Below are 21538 nucleotides of genomic sequence, written 5' to 3'. Positions count from 1 at the left end.
GTGAGTCGCCGTAAGGGCGAAACCCTAAGTCGCCGTTACCGCAGCAACGGATATACCCCCCAACCAAACCTCAACGAAGAAACCCGGCAACCTTCTCCACCGCCGAAGCCAAATGGTCCGAATGCGTAAACCCGGAAACCTTGAGCGGCTTCAAATCATGATCCCCAGAGGCTAACCAAAACACCTCAATACTCGGCGATAGATCGTAAGCCTCGACAGCGTCCCGATTTCCGAGAGCATCCCGCTCGCCCTGAACAATCAACGTCCGAGTCCGCAAAGAAGCCAAATGCTCAACCCGCGGTTTCTCAGGTTTCCCAACCGCATAAAACGGATATCCAAGACAGACAAGCGCATCGGCGCCCAACTCGTCAGCTAAAAGACTGGCCATCCGCCCGCCCATGGACTTACCACCGATGGCCAAAGTCCCAGCGACATGACGTCGCACTTCAGCGAACACTTCGCGCCAGCACTCAAGCAGTTTCGGCGCCGGATTAGGCGGCCGTTTACTGCCATCCACCCGCCGCTGCGCCATATACGGAAACTCAAACCGCAACACATTCACCCCAAGTGCAGCAAGGCGCCCAGCCATATCCGTCATCCACTCACTGTCCATCGGCGCCCCTGCCCCATGCGCCAGGATCAAAGTCGCCGAAGCCTCGCCCGACGCGGCATCCCACAACCACCCATGATCCCGCACGCACTGCGCCCATTGATCCCCGTCAATACTGGCCTTGTGCTGTTTGTCCATGCTTGCCTCGCTTTTAGTCTGCCTATAACTCCAGGCGAAGGATTCGCGGCGTTTTCTGCGCGCGCTCACTTCGGCTGAACCGTGGATGGGGAACCATGAACACTTCTATCAGTACCGCCTACAACTACAAGGTGGTCCGCCAATTCGCCATTATGACGGTGGTGTGGGGCATCGTCGGCATGGGGCTCGGGGTTTTTCTCGCGGCCCAATTGGTCTGGCCTGAACTCAACTTCAATTTGCCCTGGACCAGTTTCGGCCGTCTGCGCCCGCTGCACACCAACGCGGTGATCTTCGCCTTCGGTGGCTGCGCGCTGTTCGCCAGTTCGTTCTACTCGGTGCAGCGCACCTGCCAGACGCAATTGTTCGCGCCGAAAATCGCCGCGTTCTGCTTCTGGGGCTGGCAGCTTGTGATTCTATTGGCGGCGATCAGCCTGCCGCTGGGTTACACCAGTTCCAAGGAATACGCCGAGCTGGAATGGCCGATCGACATCCTGATCACCATCGTCTGGGTCGCCTACGCCATCGTGTTCTTCGGCACGATCATGCAGCGCAAGACCAAGCACATCTACGTCGGCAACTGGTTCTTCGGCGCGTTCATCATCACCGTGGCGATCCTGCACATCGTCAACAACCTTGAGTTGCCGGTGAGCCTGACCAAGTCCTACTCGGTGTACGCCGGTGCGACCGACGCAATGGTGCAATGGTGGTACGGCCACAACGCCGTGGGCTTTTTCCTCACCGCCGGGTTCCTCGGGATGATGTACTACTTCGTGCCGAAACAGGCGGAACGTCCGGTGTATTCGTATCGTCTGTCGATCGTGCACTTCTGGGCGCTGATCACCCTGTACATCTGGGCCGGCCCCCACCACCTGCACTACACCGCGCTGCCGGACTGGGCACAGTCGCTGGGCATGGTGATGTCGCTGATTCTGCTGGCACCGAGCTGGGGCGGCATGATCAACGGCATGATGACCCTCTCGGGCGCCTGGCATAAGTTGCGCAGCGACCCGATCCTGCGCTTCCTCGTGGTGTCGCTGGCGTTCTACGGCATGTCGACCTTCGAAGGTCCGATGATGGCGATCAAGACTGTAAACGCCCTCTCCCACTACACCGACTGGACCATCGGCCACGTTCACGCCGGCGCACTCGGCTGGGTGGCGATGATCTCGATCGGCGCGCTTTACCACATGATCCCGAAAGTCTTCGGCAAAGAGCAGATGCACAGCATCGGCCTGATCAACGCGCACTTCTGGCTCGCGACCATCGGCACCGTGCTCTACATCGCCTCGATGTGGGTCAACGGCATCGCCCAGGGCCTGATGTGGCGCGCAGTCAACGAGGACGGCACGCTGACTTACTCCTTCGTCGAAACCCTGGTGGCCAGCCACCCTGGCTTCATCGTGCGTCTGGTGGGTGGGGCGATCTTCCTCAGCGGCATGTTCCTGATGGCTTACAACACCTGGCGCACCGTGCGGGCCTCGCAGCCTGCTGACGTCGTTGCTGCCGCGCAGATGGCCTGAGGAGTCCGCCATGAAACACGAAACGATTGAAAAGAACGTCGGCCTGCTGATGCTGCTGATGGTGTTCGCCGTGAGCATCGGCGGCCTGACCCAGATCGTCCCGCTGTTCTTCCAGGACGTCACCAACAAACCGGTGGAAGGCATGAAGCCCTACACCGCGCTGCAACTGGAAGGCCGCGATATCTACATCCGCGAAGGCTGCGTCGGCTGCCACTCGCAGATGATCCGCCCGTTCCGCGCCGAAACCGAACGCTACGGGCACTACTCGGTGGCCGGTGAGAGCGTATGGGATCACCCATTCCTCTGGGGTTCCAAGCGTACCGGGCCAGACCTGGCCCGGGTCGGCGCGCGTTACTCGGACGACTGGCACCGCGCGCACCTGTACAACCCGCGCAACGTGGTACCGGAGTCGAAAATGCCGGCCTACCCGTGGCTGGTGACGCAAGCGGTCGACAGCAGCCACACCGAAACCAAGCTCAAGACCATGCGCACCCTCGGCGTGCCGTACACCGACGACGACATCAGCGGCGCGGTCGCCAGCCTCAAGGGCAAGACCGAAATGGACGCCCTCGTCTCCTACCTGCAAGTGCTCGGCACTGCGATCAAGAGCAAGAGGTGAGCCATGGTCATTGAAATGAGCACAGGCCTCATACGTGGCCTCGGCACGGTCGTGGTGTTCGTCGCCTTCGTCGGTCTGACCTTGTGGGTGTTCAACCGCAAGCGCACCCCGGAATTCGCCGAAGCGCGCCTGCTGCCGTTCGCCGACGAGCCGCAACCCGACATTACCCAAGCACCTGAAACAAGGAGTACCCGGCCATGACCACCTTCTGGAGTACGTGGATCTGCGTACTGACCATCGGCAGCCTGATCGGCCTGACCTGGCTGCTGATCGGCACCCGCCGGGGCGAGACCAAGGGCAGCGTCGACCAGACCATGGGCCACAGCTTCGACGGCATCGAGGAGTACGACAACCCGCTGCCGCAGTGGTGGTTCATGCTGTTCGCCGGCACGCTGGTGTTTTCCGTGGGCTATCTGATCCTGTATCCGGGCCTCGGCAACTGGAAAGGTATTCTGCCCGGCTACGAGGACGGCTGGACCGGCGTGCACGAGTGGGAAAAGGAAATGAACAAGGCCGACGCCAAATTCGGGCCGATCTTCGCCAAATTCGCCGCCATGCCGGTGGAGGAAGTAGCGAAGGATCCGCAGGCGCTGAAAATGGGTGGCCGGTTGTTCGCCTCCAACTGCTCGGTGTGCCACGGCTCCGACGCCAAAGGCGCTTTCGGCTTCCCTAACCTAGCCGACAAGGACTGGCGCTGGGGCGGTGACGCCGAGACCATCAAGACCACCATCATGGGTGGGCGGATGGCGGCGATGCCGGCCTGGGGCGAAGTGCTCGGCGAAGCCGGGGTGAAGAACGTCGCGGCGTATGTGCGTCACGAACTCGCGGGCCTGCCGCTGCCTGCCGACAGCAAGGCTGACCTGCAAGCCGGACAGCAAGCGTTCAGCACCACCTGCGTAGCCTGTCATGGGGCAACCGGCCACGGCACTGAAGCCATGGGTGCGCCGAATCTGACGCACCCGGCCGGATTTATCTACGGCACCAGCCTGACACAGCTTGAGCAGACCATACGCCACGGTCGCCAGGGCCACATGCCAGCGCAGAACGAACTGCTGGGCAACGATAAAGTGCAATTGCTAGCTGCCTATGTGTACAGCCTGAGCCATGGATTGAATACAGATAAGCTGATTACTGAAGACAACAAATAGTAATCATTGCACACACCTCTGCCGCACCATTCTCGGTGCGGCAGCATCCCGCCCCTTTGCGACGCATTGTCGCACCCCGTCACACCCTCTCCTTTCGGTTCCCCGGATTCGGGTCTACGCTTGCTCGATGCGGACTGGCTTGTGCTGGTTCCAGGTCAACGCTGACTGCTGTGTTCTGCGAACCGGCTGACTGATGTGGCCGCAAACGCCGGTAGATACCGGCTGTCGTGCCATTTACCGTCCGTCACCCGAACTGAGCGTTTGAACACACCCCGTTACAAGCGACCTGATCCCCTCGCTTTTTTCGTCCGCTGCGACATTTTGTCCGAGGCCAATTTTGACCTTACGCGGCGTATGGAAAGGCCGCAGAATCAGCGTTGGAAAGCATTGACCCAGGTCATGGCGCGTTGCAATGACCCCCTGCTCTCTGCATACTTGCGGCCGATTTTAATCCTAATAAAACACCCAAACCGTGGAACCTTAGAATGAGCACAGCAATCAGTCCGACTGCTTATAACTATAAGGTAGTCCGCCAGTTCGCCATCATGACGGTGGTCTGGGGGATCCTTGGCATGGGGCTCGGTGTCTTCATCGCCTCGCAACTGGTCTGGCCGGAGTTGAACTTCGGTCTGCCGTGGACGAGCTTTGGACGCCTGCGCCCGTTGCACACAAACCTGGTGATTTTCGCCTTCGGTGGTTGTGCACTGTTTGCCACTTCCTACTATGTCGTGCAGCGAACCTGCCAGACGCGACTGATCTCCGACAGCCTTGCCGCCTTCACCTTCTGGGGCTGGCAGGCGGTCATCGTCGGCGCCATCATTACCTTGCCGCTGGGTTACACCACCACCAAGGAATACGCCGAACTGGAATGGCCGCTCGCCATTCTGCTGGCCATTGTCTGGGTCTCCTACGGGCTGGTGTTCTTCGGCACCATCACCAAGCGCAAGACCAAACACATCTATGTCGGTAACTGGTTCTACGGCGCGTTCATCGTCGTGACCGCAATGCTGCACATCGTCAACCACGCCTCCCTGCCGGTGAGTTTCTTCAAGTCCTACTCCGCCTATTCGGGCGCGACCGACGCGATGATCCAGTGGTGGTACGGCCACAACGCCGTGGGCTTCTTCCTGACCACCGGCTTCCTCGGGATGATGTACTACTTCGTGCCGAAGCAGGCCGAGCGTCCGATCTACTCGTATCGCCTGTCGATCGTGCACTTCTGGGCGCTGATCACCCTGTACATCTGGGCCGGTCCGCACCACCTGCACTACACCGCACTGCCGGACTGGGCACAGTCGCTGGGCATGGCGATGTCGATCATCCTGCTGGCGCCAAGCTGGGGCGGCATGATCAACGGCATGATGACCCTCTCGGGCGCCTGGCATAAGCTGCGCACCGACCCGATCCTGCGCTTCCTCGTGGTGTCGCTGGCGTTCTACGGCATGTCGACCTTCGAAGGTCCGATGATGGCGATCAAGACCGTCAACTCGCTCTCGCACTACACCGACTGGACCATCGGCCACGTCCACGCCGGCGCTTTGGGTTGGGTGGCAATGATTTCGATCGGCGCGATCTACCACATGATCCCGAAACTGTTCGGTCGTGCGCAGATGCACAGCGTCGGCCTGATCAACGCGCACTTCTGGCTCGCAACCATCGGTACCGTGCTGTACATCGCCTCGATGTGGGTCAACGGCATCACTCAGGGTCTGATGTGGCGTGCAATCAACGATGACGGCACCCTCACCTACTCGTTCGTCGAAGCGCTGCAGGCCAGCCACCCGGGCTACATCGTCCGTGCCCTGGGCGGTGCTTTCTTCGCCAGCGGCATGTTCCTGATGGCTTACAACGTCTGGCGCACCGTGCGCGCCTCGAACGCGGCTGAAGCCGAAGCCGCCGCCCAGATCGCTGTTGTTGGAGCTCACTGATGAAGCATGAAGCTGTCGAGAAGAACATTGGCCTGCTGGCCTTCTTCATGGTCATCGCCGTCAGCATTGGCGGCCTGACCCAGATCGTTCCGCTGTTCTTCCAGGACGTCACCAACAAGCCGGTCGAAGGCATGAAGCCGCGTTCGGCACTGGAACTGGAAGGCCGCGACGTCTATATCGCCAACGGTTGTGTCGGCTGCCACTCGCAGATGATCCGTCCGTTCCGCGCTGAAACCGAACGCTACGGCCACTACTCGGTCGCCGGTGAAAGCGTCTGGGACCACCCGTTCCTGTGGGGTTCCAAACGGACCGGCCCGGATCTGGCTCGCGTGGGCGGTCGTTACTCCGATGACTGGCAGCGTGCGCACCTGTACAACCCGCGCAACGTGGTACCTGAGTCGAAAATGCCGGCTTACCCGTTCCTCGTGGAAAACAAGCTCGACGGCAAAGACACGGCCAAGAAAATGGAAGTGTTGCGCACGCTCGGCGTCCCTTACACCGACGAAGACATCGCCGGTGCAAAAGATGCCGTGAAGGGCAAAACCGAAATGGACGCGCTGGTGGCCTACCTTCAGGGCCTGGGCACCATCATCAAAAGCAAACGGTGATTCTTCATGGATATCGGGATGATTCGCGGCCTGGGCACCGTCGTCGTGATGGTGGCCTTCATCGGTTTGGCGTTGTGGGTATTCAGCCCCAAGCGCAAGTCGGAGTTTGAAGACGCAACCTTGCTGCCTTTTGCGGATGATCCCGAAGCCATCAAGCACGTCGAGCAAGCTTCTAGGAGTAACAAAGAATGACTACATTCTGGAGTCTGTACGTCACAGTCCTCAGTCTCGGTACGATCTTCGCCCTGACCTGGCTGCTGCTGTCGACCCGCAAGGGCCAGCGCAGCGAACAGACGGACGAAACGGTCGGCCACTCCTTCGACGGGATCGAGGAGTACGACAACCCACTGCCGAAATGGTGGTTCATGCTGTTCGTGGGCACCATCGTGTTCGCCCTGGGTTATCTGGTGCTGTACCCGGGCCTGGGCAACTGGAAAGGCCTGCTGCCGGGCTACAACTACCTCGATAACGACAAGCAGACCGCGTTCGCCAACGGCCAGACCGGCTGGACCGGCGTGCATGAGTGGGAAAAGGAAATGGCCCGCTCGGACGCCAAGTTCGGTCCGATCTTCGCCAAGTTCGCGGCGATGCCGATCGAGGAAGTGGCCAAGGATCCGCAAGCACTGAAGATGGGCGGCCGTCTGTTCGCCTCCAACTGTTCGGTATGCCACGGTTCCGACGCCAAGGGCGCCTATGGCTTCCCGAACCTGACCGACGCCGACTGGCGCTGGGGCGGCGAGCCGGAAACCATCAAGACCACCATCATGGGCGGTCGACACGCGGTGATGCCGGCCTGGGCCGAAGTCATTGGCGAACAAGGCGTAGCCGATGTCGCAGCCTTCGTGGTGACCCAGCTCGATGGCCGCAAACTGCCGGAAGGCACCAAGGCTGACCCGGCCAACGGCCAGAAACTGTTCGCCGCCAACTGCGTGGCCTGCCACGGTCCAGCAGGCAAAGGCACCCCGGCCATGGGCGCGCCTGACCTGACCCACCCGGCCGCGTTCATCTACGGTTCGAGCTTCGCCCAACTGCAGCAGACCATCCGTTACGGCCGTCAGGGCCAGATGCCGGCGCAGGAACAACTGCAAGGCAATGACAAGGTGCACCTGCTGGCAGCGTACGTGTACAGCCTGTCCCACGGTGAAAAAGCGCCGGAGGCCGAGGCGCAATAAGGCCAGGGCTTGATGTAATGAAGAATCCCCCGCCAGTGCTCTGGCGGGGGATTTTTTTATGGGTTACTGGCCCAGATCGACTTCACCGGCACGGTGGCCACCGGCGTACGTTTGCGCCACTGATTGTCCTCGACCAGACTCACCTCCAATTGCTTGCGATCCTTGGAAAAAGTGGCGGTCAGGTACGTCTGCTGAGAAGCTGAACCGCTGAGAAACATCGGCACGCTCCCCATATAGGTTTGGCTACCACCCTCGTCGTGGAAGTGGCCGGCGAACATCGCCGTCACCTGATACTTTTCAATCATTTCGCGAAAGCGCTTCTCTTGATCCCAACTGCCTTTCCACTCATAGGGCTTGTGCATGTTGATAATGATCGCGTAGCCCTGCGCTCGCGCTATTCGCAAATCATTTTCCAGCCAGTCCAGCGACGCCGTGATATCGAATGTGGTCGGATTCAACGCGTGAGAAATCTTCACCGCATAAGTGGGTTCATTGTTCAACTGCACCAGATGCACTTCACCCACATTCTTTGAATAAGCCAGACTACCCAGATAGTGTTTATTCACAAAGCTGCCGGTGACTTCCAGATCAAATTCATCGACTTTACCGACATGATGATCACGGTAATCAACAATACTGCCCGCTGCGCAACTTTCACTGAAACAGTCATTCACGTTGTTCTGGTAGTCGTGATTGCCCAATCCGTAGAGCACGTGATCGCCAAAGTGTTTCTTCAGCATCGAACCGATGAAAGAGCGCTGCCAGCCGTGGCCAAACGCGGTCATGTCACCGTTGATCATCAATGGCACCGCAGCCTGCCCGCCCATCTCGGTGCGGAACTGGGCAATGCTCGCGAACTGGGTTTCCACCAGCCATTTCGCGCGTTTTTCGAAATCCGCGCTCGATTCATCCTCGCCACTGTCCGACTTTTCTGTCCACGGGTATTGCGGGTCTGATGCAAATACCATGTGCTGCGGCATACCTTCATTGGCACTGGTGAGAGAAGTCAGGGACACCAGACACAGACAAGCGAAAAGCTTTTTAACTTCCTTGGTTTTCATAACACTCCATTATTTCGTTAAATTTCAAAACATAAACATGCAACTAGCACGCTGCAGAACAGCCACTAAGCTATTCGAAAAAAACAAGAAAGCAAAACCCATCAATTAACTAATTATATTTCTGGAATATTGAAATCGCCTTCGAAATTAATACTTTGAGACACATGCCTGATGGACTCGATTCGCTATGCTCTGTAGGGTCGTCCACAGCCCGTTGACCCTCATCGGAGCCACTTCAAGGATGAAGCCGCTATGTTGAATGACAGCAAAAACCCTCTCCCGGTTGATCAGAAACTCACAGACAACGATCAGACAATCGATCCATCGAACCACCCCGTGGAATCGATTGCCGTGACACTGGGTAATCCGTTGCAACCCGACTCCAGAAGCACCACAAAGCCCCACAGAAATACCGGCAGTCTCGAGAGCCTGGGCGGCGGCAGACTTCCCTGAGTATTGAAGCCACGTCTGAATCAATCCGAGCCGGCCTGCGCCTTTTGCGAGGCTGGCTCGACTATGCCAGCCACGGACCGACCCACGGACGGCTGAGTTCTGTCTTCCTTGATTGCCGCCCCCAAGGCGAAGTAGTAACGTTGCTACATCTGTATTGCGAGAGGTCAACCATGATGGCAATCACCACCATCTCCAGCCGTGAATTCAATCAGGACACCAGCAGCGCCAAAAAGGCTGCGCGTCTGGGTCCAGTGATCATCACCGACCGTGGCAAGGCCTCTCATGTCCTGTTGAGCATTGAGGAATATCAGAAACTGAGCGGCGCAAACACGAGCATTGTCGATTTGTTGGTCATGCCGGAGGCTGCCGACATCGATTTCGAAACCGAGCGCGCAGTCATCATTCATCGTCCCGTGGATCTGTCCTGATGTATTTACTCGACACCAATGTGATTTCCGAACTTCGCAAGCCGCAGGCCGATGCCAATGTGGTCAGTTGGGCCAAAGGCGTCATCGCCCCGCGCCTGTACATTTCCGCCATTACTTTGAAAGAACTGGAAACCGGAGTACTGCGAATGGAACGGCGTGATCCTGCTCAAGGAAAGCTGTTGCGCAGTTGGCTGACGCGTCACGTCATTCCGGCATTCGAAGCCCGAATCCTGCCGGTTGATGCCGCGGTGGCACTGCGTTGTGCCAGCCTGCATGTACCCGACCAGGCCAATGAAAGCGATGCATTGATCGCTGCCACGGCCCTGGTGCATGGACTCACGGTGGTCACGCGCAATGTCGGTGATTTCCGCTTGAGCGGCGTCGCCCTGATCAACCCATGGGAACATTGAATTAGCCGCCACCCCAAAACCGTCCATACTCAACAAGTCAATTGATCTGCATCAGGCTTTGCTGCATTCGCTACACCAATAATGCTTTTTCCCCAACGCGACCAAAGGTCGCACCCTTGAGTTAGAGCGACAGGCGTATCATTGCGCCACTGCGACACCCCTTTCTGACCGCGGTCGGCACGTATCGACCGAGGCATTTGTCCACTGCCGTGGGATGCAATGATGAGCAACCAGATTCCGGTACACGACGTCACACCACCGAGCAAAAACGCGAACAACAGCGTCGATCTTTACGCCTCTCGAGAAAAAATCTACACCCGTGCTTTCACCGGCCTGTTCCGCAATCTGCGGATGATCGGCGGCGCTGCGCTGTTCCTGTTGTATTTCGGTACGGTGTGGCTGAACTGGGGCGGGCATCAGGCGGTGTGGTGGAACCTGCCGGAACGCAAGTTCTTCATCTTTGGTGCGACCTTCTGGCCGCAGGACTTCATCCTGCTGTCGGGGCTGCTGATCATCGCGGCGTTCGGCCTGTTCTTCATCACCGTTTACGCTGGCCGCGTCTGGTGCGGCTATACCTGTCCGCAAAGCGTATGGACGTGGATTTTCATGTGGTGCGAGAAAGTCACCGAAGGCGACCGCAACCAGCGGATCAAGCTCGATAAAGCGCCGATGAGCGGCAACAAGTTCCTGCGCAAGCTCGCCAAGCATTCATTGTGGCTGCTGATCGGCTTCGTCACCGGCATGACCTTCGTCGGCTACTTCTCGCCAATCCGCGAACTGGTGTTCGAATTCTTCACCGGTCAGGCCGATGGCTGGTCGTATTTCTGGGTCGGTTTCTTCACCCTCGCCACCTACGGCAACGCCGGCTGGCTGCGCGAGCAGGTGTGCATCTACATGTGCCCCTACGCACGTTTCCAGAGCGTGATGTTCGACAAGGACACCCTGATTGTTTCCTACGACCCGCGTCGCGGCGAAAGCCGTGGCCCGCGCAAGAAAGGTGTCGACTACAAGGCCATGGGTCTGGGCGACTGCATCGATTGCACCATGTGTGTTCAGGTATGCCCGACGGGTATCGACATCCGTGACGGCCTGCAGATCGAGTGCATCGGTTGCGCCGCGTGTATCGACGCCTGCGACGCGATCATGGACAAGATGGACTACCCGCGCGGCCTCATCAGCTACACCACCGAACACAACCTGTCCGGCCAGAAAACCCATAAACTGCGGCCACGCCTGATTGGCTATGCGGTGGTGCTGCTGGCGATGATCAGCCTGCTGGTGACCGCGTTCTTCATGCGCTCGCTGGTCGGTTTCGACGTCAGCAAGGACCGCGTGCTGTACCGCGAGAACGCCGAGGGCCGGATCGAAAACGTCTACAGCCTGAAGATCATGAACAAGGATCAGCGCGACCACACCTACGTGCTGGAAGCCGCCGGCCTGCCGGATCTGCGCCTGCAAGGCAAACGCGAGATCAAGGTGCCGGCCGGCGAAATCTTCAGCATGCCGGTGGAGTTGTCGAGCGCACCGGAACAATTGCCGTCGAGCACCAACGAGGTGAAATTCATCCTCAAAGATGCCGACGATGATAGCGTCCACGTTGAAGCCAAGAGCCGATTCATCGGCCCACAAACCCGTTGAGAGAACTGAACATGCCCGCAGCAAACGCCGCCAGTCCTTGGTACAAGCACCTTTGGCCATGGATCATCATCGGGATTCTGGCCTGTTCGGTGACCTTGACCCTGTCGATGGTGACCATTGCGGTGAACAACCCGGACAACCTGGTCAACGACAACTACTACGAGGCCGGCAAAGGCATCAACCGCTCACTGGATCGCGAGCTGCTGGCGCAGGAGCTGAAGATGCGCGCCAGCGTGCATCTGGATGAGCTCACCGGCGAAGTCGACCTGCGCCTGAGCGGTGACAGCCAGCCGAAAACTCTGGAACTGAACCTGATCTCGCCGACCCAGCCGGAGAAGGATCGCAAGATCGTCCTGACCCGCAGCGAAACCGAAACCGGCCGTTACATCGGTCAGTTGGGCGACAAGGTCGAAGGCCGACGTTTTGTCGAATTGCTGGGCACGCAGGACGACCACGTGTGGCGCATGTTCGAAGAGGAACAGGTCAGCCACGACAAGGATCTGCTGCTCGGTGACGAACCGCTGCAGGGCGCCGAAGACCTGGATAAATAAATAAACTGCAGAAGCCCCTCACCCTAACCCTCTCCCGGAGGGAGAGGGGACTGATTTCGGCCGCTCGCATGCCTTGTGTATGGCAGTGACGATATCCGTGGATGCACCTCTTTTCCGGCCTCCATCAATCGGCTCCCTCTCCCTCCGGGAGAGGGCTGGGGTGAGGGCAAGCGGACAACCCCAATGCAAGGGCTTACCCCCTCAACGATGCCATGACCACCCCACTCCCATGCTACCACTGCGCCCTGCCCGTCCCGTCATGCAGTCGCTTCACCGCCGTCGTGCTCGGGGAGTCCCGCGAGTTCTGCTGCCCCGGCTGTCAGGCCGTGGCTGAAGCCATCGTCGCCGGTGGTCTGGAAAGCTATTACCAGCATCGCAGCGAAGCCTCGGCCAACCCTGAAGCCTTGCCAGTGCAATTGACCGATGAACTGGCGCTGTACGACCGCGCCGACGTGCAAAAGCCCTTCGTCCGTCACGCGGGCGAGCTCGCCGAAACCACGCTGTTGATGGAAGGCATCAGTTGCGCCGCCTGCGGCTGGCTGATCGAGAAACACCTGCGCAGCCTGCCGGCGGTGGCCGAGGCGCGGCTGAACCTGTCCAACCATCGCCTGCACGTGCAATGGGCTGACGCACAATTGCCGCTGAGCCAGATCCTCGCCGAGCTGCGCCACATCGGTTACGCCGCCCACCCGTATCAGGCCGACCGCGCCAGCGAGCAACTGGCCAGCGAGAATCGACTCGCGTTGCGCCAGCTCGGTGTCGCCGGGCTGCTATGGTTTCAGGCGATGATGGCGACCATGGCGACCTGGCCGGAATTCAACATCGACCTCAGCCCCGAACTGCACACGATCCTGCGTTGGGTCGCGCTGTTCCTGACCACACCGATCGTGTTCTACAGCTGCGCGCCCTTTTTCAAAGGCGCGATGCGCGATCTACGCACCCGCCACCTGACCATGGACGTCTCGGTGTCGCTGGCGATCGGCAGCGCCTACATTGCCGGGATCTGGACCTCGATCACCGGCGTCGGTGAGCTGTATTTCGACGCGGTCGGGATGTTCGCGCTGTTCCTGCTCGCCGGGCGCTATCTGGAACGCCGCGCCCGCGAGCGCACCGCCGCGGCCACCGCGCAGCTTGTGAACCTGTTGCCGGCCTCGTGCCTGCGCCTCGACGCCGACGGCCAGAGCGAACGCATCCTGCTCAGCGAATTGCGCCTGGGTGACCGGGTGCTGGTGCAACCGGGTTCGATCCTGCCGGCGGACGGCAAGATCCTCGATGGCCAGTCGAGCATCGACGAATCGCTGCTGACCGGTGAATACCTGCCGCAACCGCGCACGCTGGGCGATGCGGTCACCGCTGGCACGCTGAATGTCGAAGGCGCACTCACCGTCGAGGTACTGGCACTGGGTCAGGACACGCGCCTGTCGGCCATTGTCCGCCTGCTCGATCGCGCCCAGGCCGAGAAGCCGCGACTGGCAGAAATCGCCGACCGCGCCGCGCAATGGTTCCTGCTGTTGTCGCTGATTGCGGCCGCAGCGATCGGCCTGTTGTGGTGGCAGCTGGACTCGTCGCGGGCGTTCTGGATCGTGCTGGCGATGCTGGTGGCGACCTGCCCTTGCGCGCTGTCGCTGGCAACCCCGACGGCGTTGACCGCCGCCACCGGCACCCTGCACAAACTCGGCCTGTTGCTGACGCGCGGCCATGTGCTGGAAGGCCTGAACCAGATCGACACGGTGATTTTCGACAAGACCGGCACCCTCACTGAGGGGCGGCTGGTTTTGCGTTCGATCCGTCCACTGGGCACGTTGAACAGCGACCAGTGCCTGAGCCTTGCCGCCGCCCTCGAAAACCGTTCGGAACACCCGATTGCCCGCGCCTTCGGTCGTGCACCACTGGCGGCTGAAGAAGTGCACAGCACACCGGGACTCGGCCTCGAAGGGCTGGTTGGCACACAGCGTTTGCGCATCGGTCAGGCAGAATTTGTCTGCGCCCTCAGCGGTTCGCCGCTGCCGGCGATGCCGGATGAACCGGGTCAGTGGCTGCTGCTCGGCGATGACTCGGCAGCGCTGGCGTGGTTCGTTCTCGACGACCGCCTGCGCGACGATGCGCCCGCCCTGCTCGCCGCGTGCAAGGCGCGTGGCTGGCGCACGCTGCTGCTGTCTGGCGACAGCTCGCCGATGGTCGCCAGTGTCGCCGCCGAGCTGGGTATCGACGAGGCCCGTGGTGGTCTGCGCCCGGATGACAAACTGCAGGTGCTGCAGCAGCTGCATCAAGAAGGACGCAAGGTGTTGATGCTCGGCGATGGGGTGAACGACGTGCCGGTGCTGGCCGCTGCCGATATCAGCGTGGCCATGGGTTCGGCCACCGATCTGGCGAAAACCAGTGCCGACGCGGTGCTGCTGTCCAACCGCCTTGACGCACTGGTGCAAGCCTTCACGTTAGCGCGCAGAACCCGTCGGGTAATCATCGAGAACCTGCTGTGGGCAGCGCTGTACAATGGCCTCATGTTGCCGTTCGCCGCCCTCGGCTGGATCACTCCGGTGTGGGCGGCGGTCGGCATGTCGATCAGTTCGTTGACCGTGGTGCTCAACGCCCTGCGCCTGACTCGCCTGCCGAGCGCGCCGGTCGCTGGCACCCGTTCAGAAACCCGTCCGTTGCCGGCCTGAGCCGCGCGGGCCTGGAGTACCGATGCCAGCTCTTTACGTGATGATCCCGGCCGCCCTGCTGATCGTGGCCATCGCCGTGTACATCTTCTTCTGGGCGGTGGACAGCGGGCAGTACGACGACCTCGATGGTCCGGCCCACAGCATCCTGTTCGATGATCAGGACCCGAACCACACCGCCGCCGTCGACGAAGCCAAATCCGACAAACCGCAGGACAAGGCACCACCCCATGCTTGAGCTGGCGCCGCTGCTGGTCTCGGCACTGATCCTCGGCCTGCTCGGTGGCGGGCATTGCCTGGGCATGTGCGGCGGCCTGATGGGCGCGCTGACCCTGGCGATCCCCAAGGAGCAGCGCAGCCGACGCTTTCGTCTGCTGCTGGCGTACAACCTCGGACGGATCCTCAGTTACGCGACCGCCGGTTTGCTGATCGGCCTCGCCGGTTGGGCGGTGGCGAACAGCCCGGCGGCGATGGTCATGCGCATCCTCGCTGGACTGCTGCTGATCGCCATGGGCCTGTATCTGGCCGGTTGGTGGAGCGGCCTGACCCGCATCGAAAGCCTGGGTCGTGGTTTGTGGCGTTACATTCAGCCAGTGGCCAATCGGCTGCTGCCGGTGTCGACACTGCCCCGTGCGTTATTGCTCGGCGCGCTGTGGGGCTGGCTGCCGTGTGGACTGGTTTACAGCACGCTGCTGTGGTCGGCGAGCCAGGGCAATGCGCTGGACAGTGCGCTGTTGATGCTGGCGTTCGGGCTGGGCACATGGCCGGTGCTGCTGGCGACTGGGCTGGCGGCCGAGCGGGTCACGGCGTTGCTGCGTAAACGCAGCGTGCGCATGGCTGGGGGGTTGTTGGTGATTGTGTTCGGGATCTGGACGCTTCCTGGCCCTCACCAACATTGGTTGATGGGCCACTGACCGGCGGCGCGGCCTTCGCGAGCAGGCTCGCTCCCACAGGTTTTGTGTACGCCACAAATCTCCTGTGGGAGCGAGCCTGCTCGCGATGGGGCCGCGTGACTTATACGAATCCTCCCCGTTGATACAAATCAAGATGCCCCGCCGCGCCCTCCCCTAGACTCGCCACACTGCCAGCCTATCCGGGGGAATGCCCGCATGCTCGACGCCATTCGTTGGGACACTGATCTGATCCGCCGCTACGACCTGGCGGGGCCGCGCTACACCTCGTATCCGACCGCCGTGCAATTCAACAGTCAGGTCGGCACCTTCGACCTGTTCCATGCCCTGCGCGACAGCCGCAAGGCGTTGCGCCCCTTGTCGCTGTACGTGCACGTGCCGTTCTGCGCGAACATTTGCTACTACTGCGCCTGCAACAAGGTCATCACCAAGGATCGCGGGCGAGCGCAGCCGTATCTGCAACGGCTGGAGCAGGAAATCCAGTTGATCGCCTGCCACCTGGAACCGGCGCAGAAAGTCGAGCAACTGCACTTCGGCGGCGGCACCCCGACTTTTCTCAGCCATGACGAACTGCGGCAGTTGATGGCGCACCTGCGCAAACACTTCAATCTGCTGGATGACGATTCCGGCGACTACGGCATCGAGATCGACCCACGCGAGGCCGACTGGTCGACCATGGGTCTGTTGCGCGAACTCGGCTTCAACCGGGTCAGCATCGGCCTGCAAGACCTCGATCCGGCGGTGCAACGGGCGGTCAATCGCCTGCAAAGCCTGGAAGAAACCCGCGCGGTGATCGACGCCGCGCGCACCCTGCAATTTCGCTCGATCAACATCGACCTGATCTACGGCCTGCCGAAGCAGACCCCGGAGAACTTTGCGCGCACCGTCGAGGAAGTCATCAGCCTGCAACCGGACCGGCTCTCGGTGTTCAATTATGCGCACTTGCCGGAGCGCTTCATGCCGCAGCGGCGGATCAACAGCCACGAACTGCCAAGCCCTGCGCAAAAACTGGAAATGCTCCAGCGCACCATCGAACAACTGACTGCCGCCGGCTACCGTTACATCGGCATGGATCACTTCGCCCTGCCCGACGATGAGCTGGCGATTGCCCAGGAAGAACAGACCCTGCAGCGCAACTTTCAGGGCTACACCACTCACGGCCATTGCGACCTGATTGGTCTTGGGGTGTCGGCGATCAGCCAGATCGGCGACCTCTACTGCCAGAACAACAGCGATCTGAACCAGTACCAGAACACCCTCGCCGCCGCGCAACTGGCAACCAGCCGTGGCCTGGTGTGCAATGCCGACGATCGCCTGCGCCGCGCGGTGATCCAGCAACTGATCTGCAATTTCAGCCTGGAATTCGCCGAAATCGAGCAGGCGTTCAACATCGATTTTCAGGGTTACTTCGGCGCGCTGTGGCCGCAACTGCAAGGCATGGCCAACGATGGGCTGATCAATCTGGAACGCGAGCGCATCGAAGTGTTGCCGGCCGGGCGCCTGCTGGTGCGTTCGGTGTGCATGGTGTTCGACGCGTATCTGGAACAGCAGAACCACCAGCGCTTCTCGCGGGTGATCTAGTTTTTCGTCAGCAGTGAGCCGAGTTTGAGGTTCTGCTCGGAGGTGAGGCCGGACTGATCCATGACTTTGGACAGGGCCAGATTGGCGCTGATCAGCCCGGTATTCAGGGCGGCGATGGCACCGCGCAGCGCGGCGAGCATATTGACCTTGGCTTCGTTGGTCAGTGTTCTGTCGGACATGACCGCCGCCATCCGGGCTTTCTTCTCGGCGATCTCTTTTTGCAGTTTGCGGATCATCTTCAGCAACTGCTGGACGTTCTCGGGCAAGCCGCTGTCTTCGATGTCGCGGTTCTCACCACCGATGAACGATTTTTCGATGGAGGCGCCGGACAGCGACACTTTGACGCCCTCGACCAAGGTCGGGGTTGCCAACGGCGCAGAGGCGGCATTCTGCTCGCTGTCGGTGCCTGTCCTGGCGGTGCTCGGCACAGACGCAACACCGCTGCTACCGGGGTTCAGCGTGTCAATGGCGGCCATCGAAGCGATTCCTTGCATGCGTGGTGATACCCCTTTATCGGCCACTTGCCCTGCGGCTTTACGCCCGCGGGACAAACTCGCCGCAGACTGGCCTGAATGTCCTCCCGTGGGTTACCCTTACGTCTTATGTGTGTTTTCCCACAAGGATTTAAGAAATGTCCGAGCCAGTCAAACTGCGCGCTCACAACCAGGCCCATTGCAAGGATTGCAGCCTGGCCCCTCTCTGCCTGCCACTTTCTCTGAATCTGGAAGACATGGATGCGCTGGACGAAATCGTTAAACGTGGCCGCCCGCTGAAAAAGGGTGAGTTCCTGTTCCGTCAGGGCGACACCTTCGATTCCGTTTATGCAGTACGCTCCGGCGCCCTGAAGACCTTCAGCCTGAGCGACAGCGGCGAAGAACAACTGACCGGTTTCCACCTGCCGAGCGAGCTGGTCGGCCTGTCCGGCATGGACACCGAGAAACACCCGGTATCGGCCCAGGCTCTGGAGACCACCTCGGTCTGCGAAATTCCTTTCGAACGCCTTGATGAACTGGCCCTGCAACTGCCGCAGCTGCGCCGTCAGTTGATGCGGGTGATGAGCCGCGAGATCCGTGACGACCAGCAAATGATGCTGTTGCTGTCGAAAAAAACCGCCGATGAGCGCATCGCCACGTTCCTGGTCAACCTGTCGGCCCGCTTCCGCGCTCGCGGGTTCTCGGCCAACCAGTTCCGCCTGAGCATGTCGCGCAATGAAATCGGCAATTATCTGGGCCTGGCGGTGGAAACCGTGTCGCGGGTGTTCACCCGCTTCCAGCAGAACGAACTGATCGCCGCCGAGGGCAAAGAGATCCACATCCTCGACCCGATCCAGCTGTGCGCCCTGGCCGGCGGCTCGCTCGAAGGCTGATCTCGATCCGCGGTTGAGCGAAGCGTTTCAGCCGCGGGTATACTGCGCCGTTTGCAGCCCTGCCAGGACACCTCGACGATGGTCTTCGACTCCTTCGACATCAAATCCCTGATCCGCCCCGTGATCGACTTCCCGAAACCGGGCGTGATCTTTCGCGACATCACCCCGCTGTTCCAGTCGCCCAAGGCCCTGCGCCTGGTGATGGACAGCTTCGCCCACCGTTATGTGGAAGCCGATTTCACCCACATCGGCGCGATGGATGCGCGCGGTTTCCTGATCGGTTCGGTGCTGGCCTACCAGCTGAACAAGCCGCTGGTGCTGTTCCGCAAGCAAGGCAAACTGCCGGCGGACGTGCTGGCCGAGGGTTACGCGACCGAGTACGGCGAAGCGTTCCTCGAAGTCCACGCCGACAGCCTGTGCGAAGGCGATTCGGTGGTGATGTTCGATGACCTGATTGCCACCGGTGGCACGCTGATCGCAGCCGCCAACCTGATCCGCCGCATGGGCGCGCGGGTGCATGAGGCGGCGGCGATTATCGATCTGCCGGAGCTGGGGGGTTCGCAGCGTCTGGAAGATATGGGCATCCCTACCTTCTGCCTGACGCAGTTTGCTTTGACCGATAAGTAAGCGTCGCATTCACTGGCGCCATCGCTGGCAAGCCAGCTCCCACAGTGATTTCGGTCGTTCACAAATATTGTGTCCCCCCAAAAAACCTGTGGGAGCTGGCTTGCCAGCGATGACGTCAGTCGCATCACCAATGAATCAAAGCCCCATCTGCTTGCTGATGATCTCGTTCATCACCTCCCGCGTCCCGCCGCCAATCGACAGAATGCGGTTATCCCGATACAGCCGCTCCACCAGACTTTCGCGCATGTAACCCAGACCACCAAGAATCTGCACCGCTTCGCTGGTGATCCGGTCGGAGGTGTCCGTGGCAACGTTCTTGGCCATGGAAATCTCCTTGATCACGCTCTGCCCCGCCGCCATCTTCGCCGCCTGGCGGTAGGTGAACTCGCGCGATACTTCCAGCGCCGTGGCCATCTCGGCCAGCCGATGCTTGATCACCTGAAATTTGCCGATCGGTTTGCCGAAGGCCTCACGCTCGCGCGCCCATTTCAGCGCTTCTTCGAGCGCGAGCTGCGAGGTCATGTTGGCCATCAGCGCCAGTGCCAATCGTTCGCTCTGAAAATTGCCCATGATGCAGGCGAAGCCCATGTTCTCGGCGCCGATCAGATTGCCCACAGGCACCCTGCAATCGTCGAAGAACAGCTCAGCGGTGTCCGAGGCCCACCAGCCCATTTTCTTTAGCTGGCGGCCTACCGTGAAGCCTGGGGCGCCCTTCTCGATCAGCAACAGACTGATGCCGCCGAAACCCGGCGCTCCGGTGCGCACTGCGACGGTATAGAAGTCGGCGCGTACGCCGCTGGTAATGAAGGTCTTGCTGCCGCTGACCCGGTAGACGTCGCCGTCACGCACGGCGCGGGTTTGCAGGTTGGCGACGTCGGAACCGCCGCCGGGCTCGGTGACCGCCAGCGCGCTGATTTTCTCGCCACTGAGCACTGCCGGCACCACGCGCTCGCGCACCTCGGGCCGGGCCCATTTGACGATCGGTGGCAGGCCGATATCCAGCGATCCAAGGCCGGCGACCAGACCACCGGAACCGCAGCGCATCAGTTCTTCGCTGGCGGCGATCTTGGCGAACACATCACTTTCGTGGCTACCACCCAGCGCTTCGGGATAACCGATACCGAGAATCCCCGCTGCCCCGGCCTTCAGGTACAGCTCACGGGGAAAGCTTTCGGCTTCTTCCCACGCATCGATGTCCGGCAGGATCTCGCGCTCGACGAAACGTCTGACGCTGTCGCGGACCATTTGGTGGCTGGGGTCGAAGTAATCCTGGAAAGCAGGCATCGGCGAACTCCACTGAAGGGTTTACCGAACTTAACCGAGCGCTTGCTTGGTTTTCAATAAGTTTGTGTGAATCAGTCACACCGAGGTGCGCCATTCGCGAGCAGGCTCGCTCCCACAGGGGATTTGTGAATGGCACAAAGCCAATGTGGGAGCGAGCATGCTCGCGAAGGCGTCAAATCAGACACTGCATCACTTAAAGAGAGATGGGTTTACGCCCGGCAAACGAATGCGCCAGTGTCCCGCCATCCACCAACTCCAGCTCCCCACCCAGTGGCACACCGTGGGCAATCCGCGAGGCAATCAGGCCTTTGTTGGCCAGAAGTTGAGCGATGTAATGCGCAGTAGCTTCACCTTCCACCGTCGGGTTGGTGGCGAGGATGACTTCGGTAAACGTGCCCGCCTCTTCAATGCGCGCCATCAACTGCGGAATACCGATAGCTTCCGGCCCGAGACCGTCGAGCGGCGACAGGTGGCCCTTGAGCACGAAGTAGCGCCCACGGAAACCGGTCTGCTCCACCGCGTACACGTCCATCGGCCCTTCCACCACGCACAGCAGCGTGTCGTCGCGGCGCGTGTCGGCGCATTGCGGGCACAGATCGTCTTCGGTCAGCGTGCGGCACTGACGGCAGTGACCCACCCCTTCCATGGCCTGGCTCAGGGCCTGAGCCAGTCGCGTGCCACCGCTGCGGTCACGTTCGAGCAACTGCAACGCCATGCGCTGGGCGGTTTTCTGACCCACGCCCGGCAAAGTGCGCAGGGCGTCGATCAGTTGGCGAATCAAAGGGCTGAAGCTCATGGGTAAAAAGTCCGACAAAACAACGAGAC

Annotated in this window: 23 protein-coding genes; 18 read left to right on the top strand and 5 right to left on the bottom strand. The window is 60.5% G+C overall.

What is annotated here, in order from left to right:
- Nucleotides 1-70: 70 nt before the first annotated feature.
- Nucleotides 71-748, bottom strand: coding sequence for an alpha/beta family hydrolase (locus CRO59_RS12545; RefSeq protein ID WP_027613247.1), 678 nt, complete (start codon nucleotides 746-748; stop codon nucleotides 71-73).
- A 95-nt stretch (nucleotides 749-843) separates the two neighbouring features.
- On the opposite strand from CRO59_RS12545, the gene ccoN (CRO59_RS12540) reads away from it, so the two are divergent.
- The 8 genes from ccoN (CRO59_RS12540) to ccoP (CRO59_RS12505) all read left to right on the top strand — a co-directional run bounded on the left by ccoN (CRO59_RS12540) (nucleotide 844) and on the right by ccoP (CRO59_RS12505) (nucleotide 7743).
- The gene (ccoN, locus tag CRO59_RS12540; protein ID WP_047293096.1) at nucleotides 844-2268 is read left to right on the top strand and encodes a cytochrome-c oxidase, cbb3-type subunit I; all 1425 of its coding nucleotides are present in this window, start codon (nucleotides 844-846) and stop codon (nucleotides 2266-2268) included.
- A 10-nt stretch (nucleotides 2269-2278) separates the two neighbouring features.
- Nucleotides 2279-2887, top strand: a complete 609-nt coding sequence (gene ccoO / locus CRO59_RS12535) for a cytochrome-c oxidase, cbb3-type subunit II (RefSeq protein WP_003223389.1) — start codon at nucleotides 2279-2281, stop codon at nucleotides 2885-2887.
- A 3-nt stretch (nucleotides 2888-2890) separates the two neighbouring features.
- Nucleotides 2891-3088: a cbb3-type cytochrome c oxidase subunit 3 gene (locus CRO59_RS12530; protein ID WP_097087655.1), complete on the top strand. Its 198-nt coding sequence runs from the start codon at nucleotides 2891-2893 to the stop codon at nucleotides 3086-3088.
- Entirely contained in the window at nucleotides 3085-4035 is a 951-nt protein-coding gene (gene ccoP / locus CRO59_RS12525) for a cytochrome-c oxidase, cbb3-type subunit III (RefSeq protein ID WP_097087653.1), read from the top strand. The genes CRO59_RS12530 and ccoP (CRO59_RS12525) overlap by 4 nt, the downstream gene beginning before the upstream one ends.
- A gap of 485 nt (nucleotides 4036-4520) precedes the next feature.
- Nucleotides 4521-5963, top strand: coding sequence for a cytochrome-c oxidase, cbb3-type subunit I (ccoN, locus tag CRO59_RS12520; protein ID WP_007969186.1), 1443 nt, complete (start codon nucleotides 4521-4523; stop codon nucleotides 5961-5963).
- Nucleotides 5963-6571: a cytochrome-c oxidase, cbb3-type subunit II gene (ccoO, locus tag CRO59_RS12515; RefSeq protein WP_024164411.1), complete on the top strand. Its 609-nt coding sequence runs from the start codon at nucleotides 5963-5965 to the stop codon at nucleotides 6569-6571. The genes ccoN (CRO59_RS12520) and ccoO (CRO59_RS12515) overlap by 1 nt, the downstream gene beginning before the upstream one ends.
- A 6-nt stretch (nucleotides 6572-6577) precedes the next feature.
- Nucleotides 6578-6763 (top strand): CcoQ/FixQ family Cbb3-type cytochrome c oxidase assembly chaperone, encoded by a 186-nt coding sequence (locus tag CRO59_RS12510; protein WP_003175465.1) that lies wholly within the window; start codon nucleotides 6578-6580, stop codon nucleotides 6761-6763.
- Nucleotides 6760-7743: a cytochrome-c oxidase, cbb3-type subunit III gene (gene ccoP / locus CRO59_RS12505; RefSeq protein ID WP_096797659.1), complete on the top strand. Its 984-nt coding sequence runs from the start codon at nucleotides 6760-6762 to the stop codon at nucleotides 7741-7743. The genes CRO59_RS12510 and ccoP (CRO59_RS12505) overlap by 4 nt, the downstream gene beginning before the upstream one ends.
- Before the next feature lie 56 nt (nucleotides 7744-7799).
- On the opposite strand, the gene CRO59_RS12500 is transcribed toward ccoP (CRO59_RS12505), so the two are convergent.
- The gene (locus CRO59_RS12500) at nucleotides 7800-8804 is read right to left on the bottom strand and encodes a metallophosphoesterase (protein WP_097087651.1); all 1005 of its coding nucleotides are present in this window, start codon (nucleotides 8802-8804) and stop codon (nucleotides 7800-7802) included.
- A gap of 626 nt (nucleotides 8805-9430) precedes the next feature.
- On the opposite strand from CRO59_RS12500, the gene CRO59_RS12490 reads away from it, so the two are divergent.
- The 8 genes from CRO59_RS12490 to hemN all read left to right on the top strand — a co-directional run bounded on the left by CRO59_RS12490 (nucleotide 9431) and on the right by hemN (nucleotide 17436).
- Nucleotides 9431-9685 (top strand): type II toxin-antitoxin system Phd/YefM family antitoxin, encoded by a 255-nt coding sequence (locus CRO59_RS12490; protein WP_047599120.1) that lies wholly within the window; start codon nucleotides 9431-9433, stop codon nucleotides 9683-9685.
- Nucleotides 9685-10095: a type II toxin-antitoxin system VapC family toxin gene (locus CRO59_RS12485; protein WP_097087649.1), complete on the top strand. Its 411-nt coding sequence runs from the start codon at nucleotides 9685-9687 to the stop codon at nucleotides 10093-10095. The genes CRO59_RS12490 and CRO59_RS12485 overlap by 1 nt, the downstream gene beginning before the upstream one ends.
- Nucleotides 10096-10317: 222 nt before the next feature.
- Complete coding sequence (gene ccoG, locus CRO59_RS12480) at nucleotides 10318-11733, top strand: cytochrome c oxidase accessory protein CcoG (protein ID WP_027613255.1); 1416 nt, start codon at nucleotides 10318-10320, stop codon at nucleotides 11731-11733.
- 11 nt (nucleotides 11734-11744) lie between these two features.
- The gene (locus CRO59_RS12475) at nucleotides 11745-12284 is read left to right on the top strand and encodes a FixH family protein (RefSeq protein ID WP_097087648.1); all 540 of its coding nucleotides are present in this window, start codon (nucleotides 11745-11747) and stop codon (nucleotides 12282-12284) included.
- 212 nt (nucleotides 12285-12496) lie between these two features.
- Nucleotides 12497-14947, top strand: coding sequence for a heavy metal translocating P-type ATPase (locus tag CRO59_RS12470; RefSeq protein WP_097087646.1), 2451 nt, complete (start codon nucleotides 12497-12499; stop codon nucleotides 14945-14947).
- 22 nt (nucleotides 14948-14969) lie between these two features.
- Complete coding sequence (ccoS, locus tag CRO59_RS12465) at nucleotides 14970-15182, top strand: cbb3-type cytochrome oxidase assembly protein CcoS (protein WP_025110359.1); 213 nt, start codon at nucleotides 14970-14972, stop codon at nucleotides 15180-15182.
- Nucleotides 15175-15858 (top strand): sulfite exporter TauE/SafE family protein, encoded by a 684-nt coding sequence (locus CRO59_RS12460; protein ID WP_097087645.1) that lies wholly within the window; start codon nucleotides 15175-15177, stop codon nucleotides 15856-15858. The genes ccoS and CRO59_RS12460 overlap by 8 nt, the downstream gene beginning before the upstream one ends.
- Nucleotides 15859-16053: 195 nt before the next feature.
- On the top strand, nucleotides 16054-17436 hold the full coding sequence (gene hemN / locus CRO59_RS12455; protein WP_097087643.1) for an oxygen-independent coproporphyrinogen III oxidase: 1383 nt from the start codon (nucleotides 16054-16056) through the stop codon (nucleotides 17434-17436).
- On the opposite strand, the gene CRO59_RS12450 is transcribed toward hemN, so the two are convergent.
- Complete coding sequence (locus tag CRO59_RS12450) at nucleotides 17433-17912, bottom strand: hypothetical protein (RefSeq protein WP_097087641.1); 480 nt, start codon at nucleotides 17910-17912, stop codon at nucleotides 17433-17435. The two genes, hemN and CRO59_RS12450, sit on opposite strands and share 4 nt — an antisense overlap.
- Nucleotides 17913-18067: 155 nt before the next feature.
- Here CRO59_RS12450 and fnr point away from each other — a divergent pair, with 155 nt between their 5' ends.
- Both fnr and CRO59_RS12440 read left to right on the top strand, forming a co-directional pair.
- Nucleotides 18068-18802 carry a fumarate/nitrate reduction transcriptional regulator Fnr gene (gene fnr, locus CRO59_RS12445; protein WP_003223347.1) on the top strand — a complete coding sequence of 245 codons (735 nt, stop codon included), beginning with the start codon at nucleotides 18068-18070 and terminating at the stop codon, nucleotides 18800-18802.
- A gap of 78 nt (nucleotides 18803-18880) precedes the next feature.
- Nucleotides 18881-19429, top strand: coding sequence for an adenine phosphoribosyltransferase (locus CRO59_RS12440; protein ID WP_003223345.1), 549 nt, complete (start codon nucleotides 18881-18883; stop codon nucleotides 19427-19429).
- Nucleotides 19430-19564: 135 nt separating this feature from the next.
- Here CRO59_RS12440 and CRO59_RS12435 read toward each other — a convergent pair whose 3' ends face one another.
- The gene (locus CRO59_RS12435; protein WP_097087640.1) at nucleotides 19565-20713 is read right to left on the bottom strand and encodes an acyl-CoA dehydrogenase family protein; all 1149 of its coding nucleotides are present in this window, start codon (nucleotides 20711-20713) and stop codon (nucleotides 19565-19567) included.
- A gap of 193 nt (nucleotides 20714-20906) precedes the next feature.
- Nucleotides 20907-21509: a recombination mediator RecR gene (gene recR, locus CRO59_RS12430; protein WP_007965550.1), complete on the bottom strand. Its 603-nt coding sequence runs from the start codon at nucleotides 21507-21509 to the stop codon at nucleotides 20907-20909.
- Nucleotides 21510-21538: the final 29 nt, after the last annotated feature.

The organism is Pseudomonas sp. LAMO17WK12:I5, from assembly GCF_900215165.1.
In the GTDB taxonomy this organism is placed as follows: Bacteria; Pseudomonadota; Gammaproteobacteria; order Pseudomonadales; family Pseudomonadaceae; genus Aquipseudomonas; species Aquipseudomonas putida_A.
This window is presented reverse-complemented; position numbering and strand designations above follow the sequence as displayed.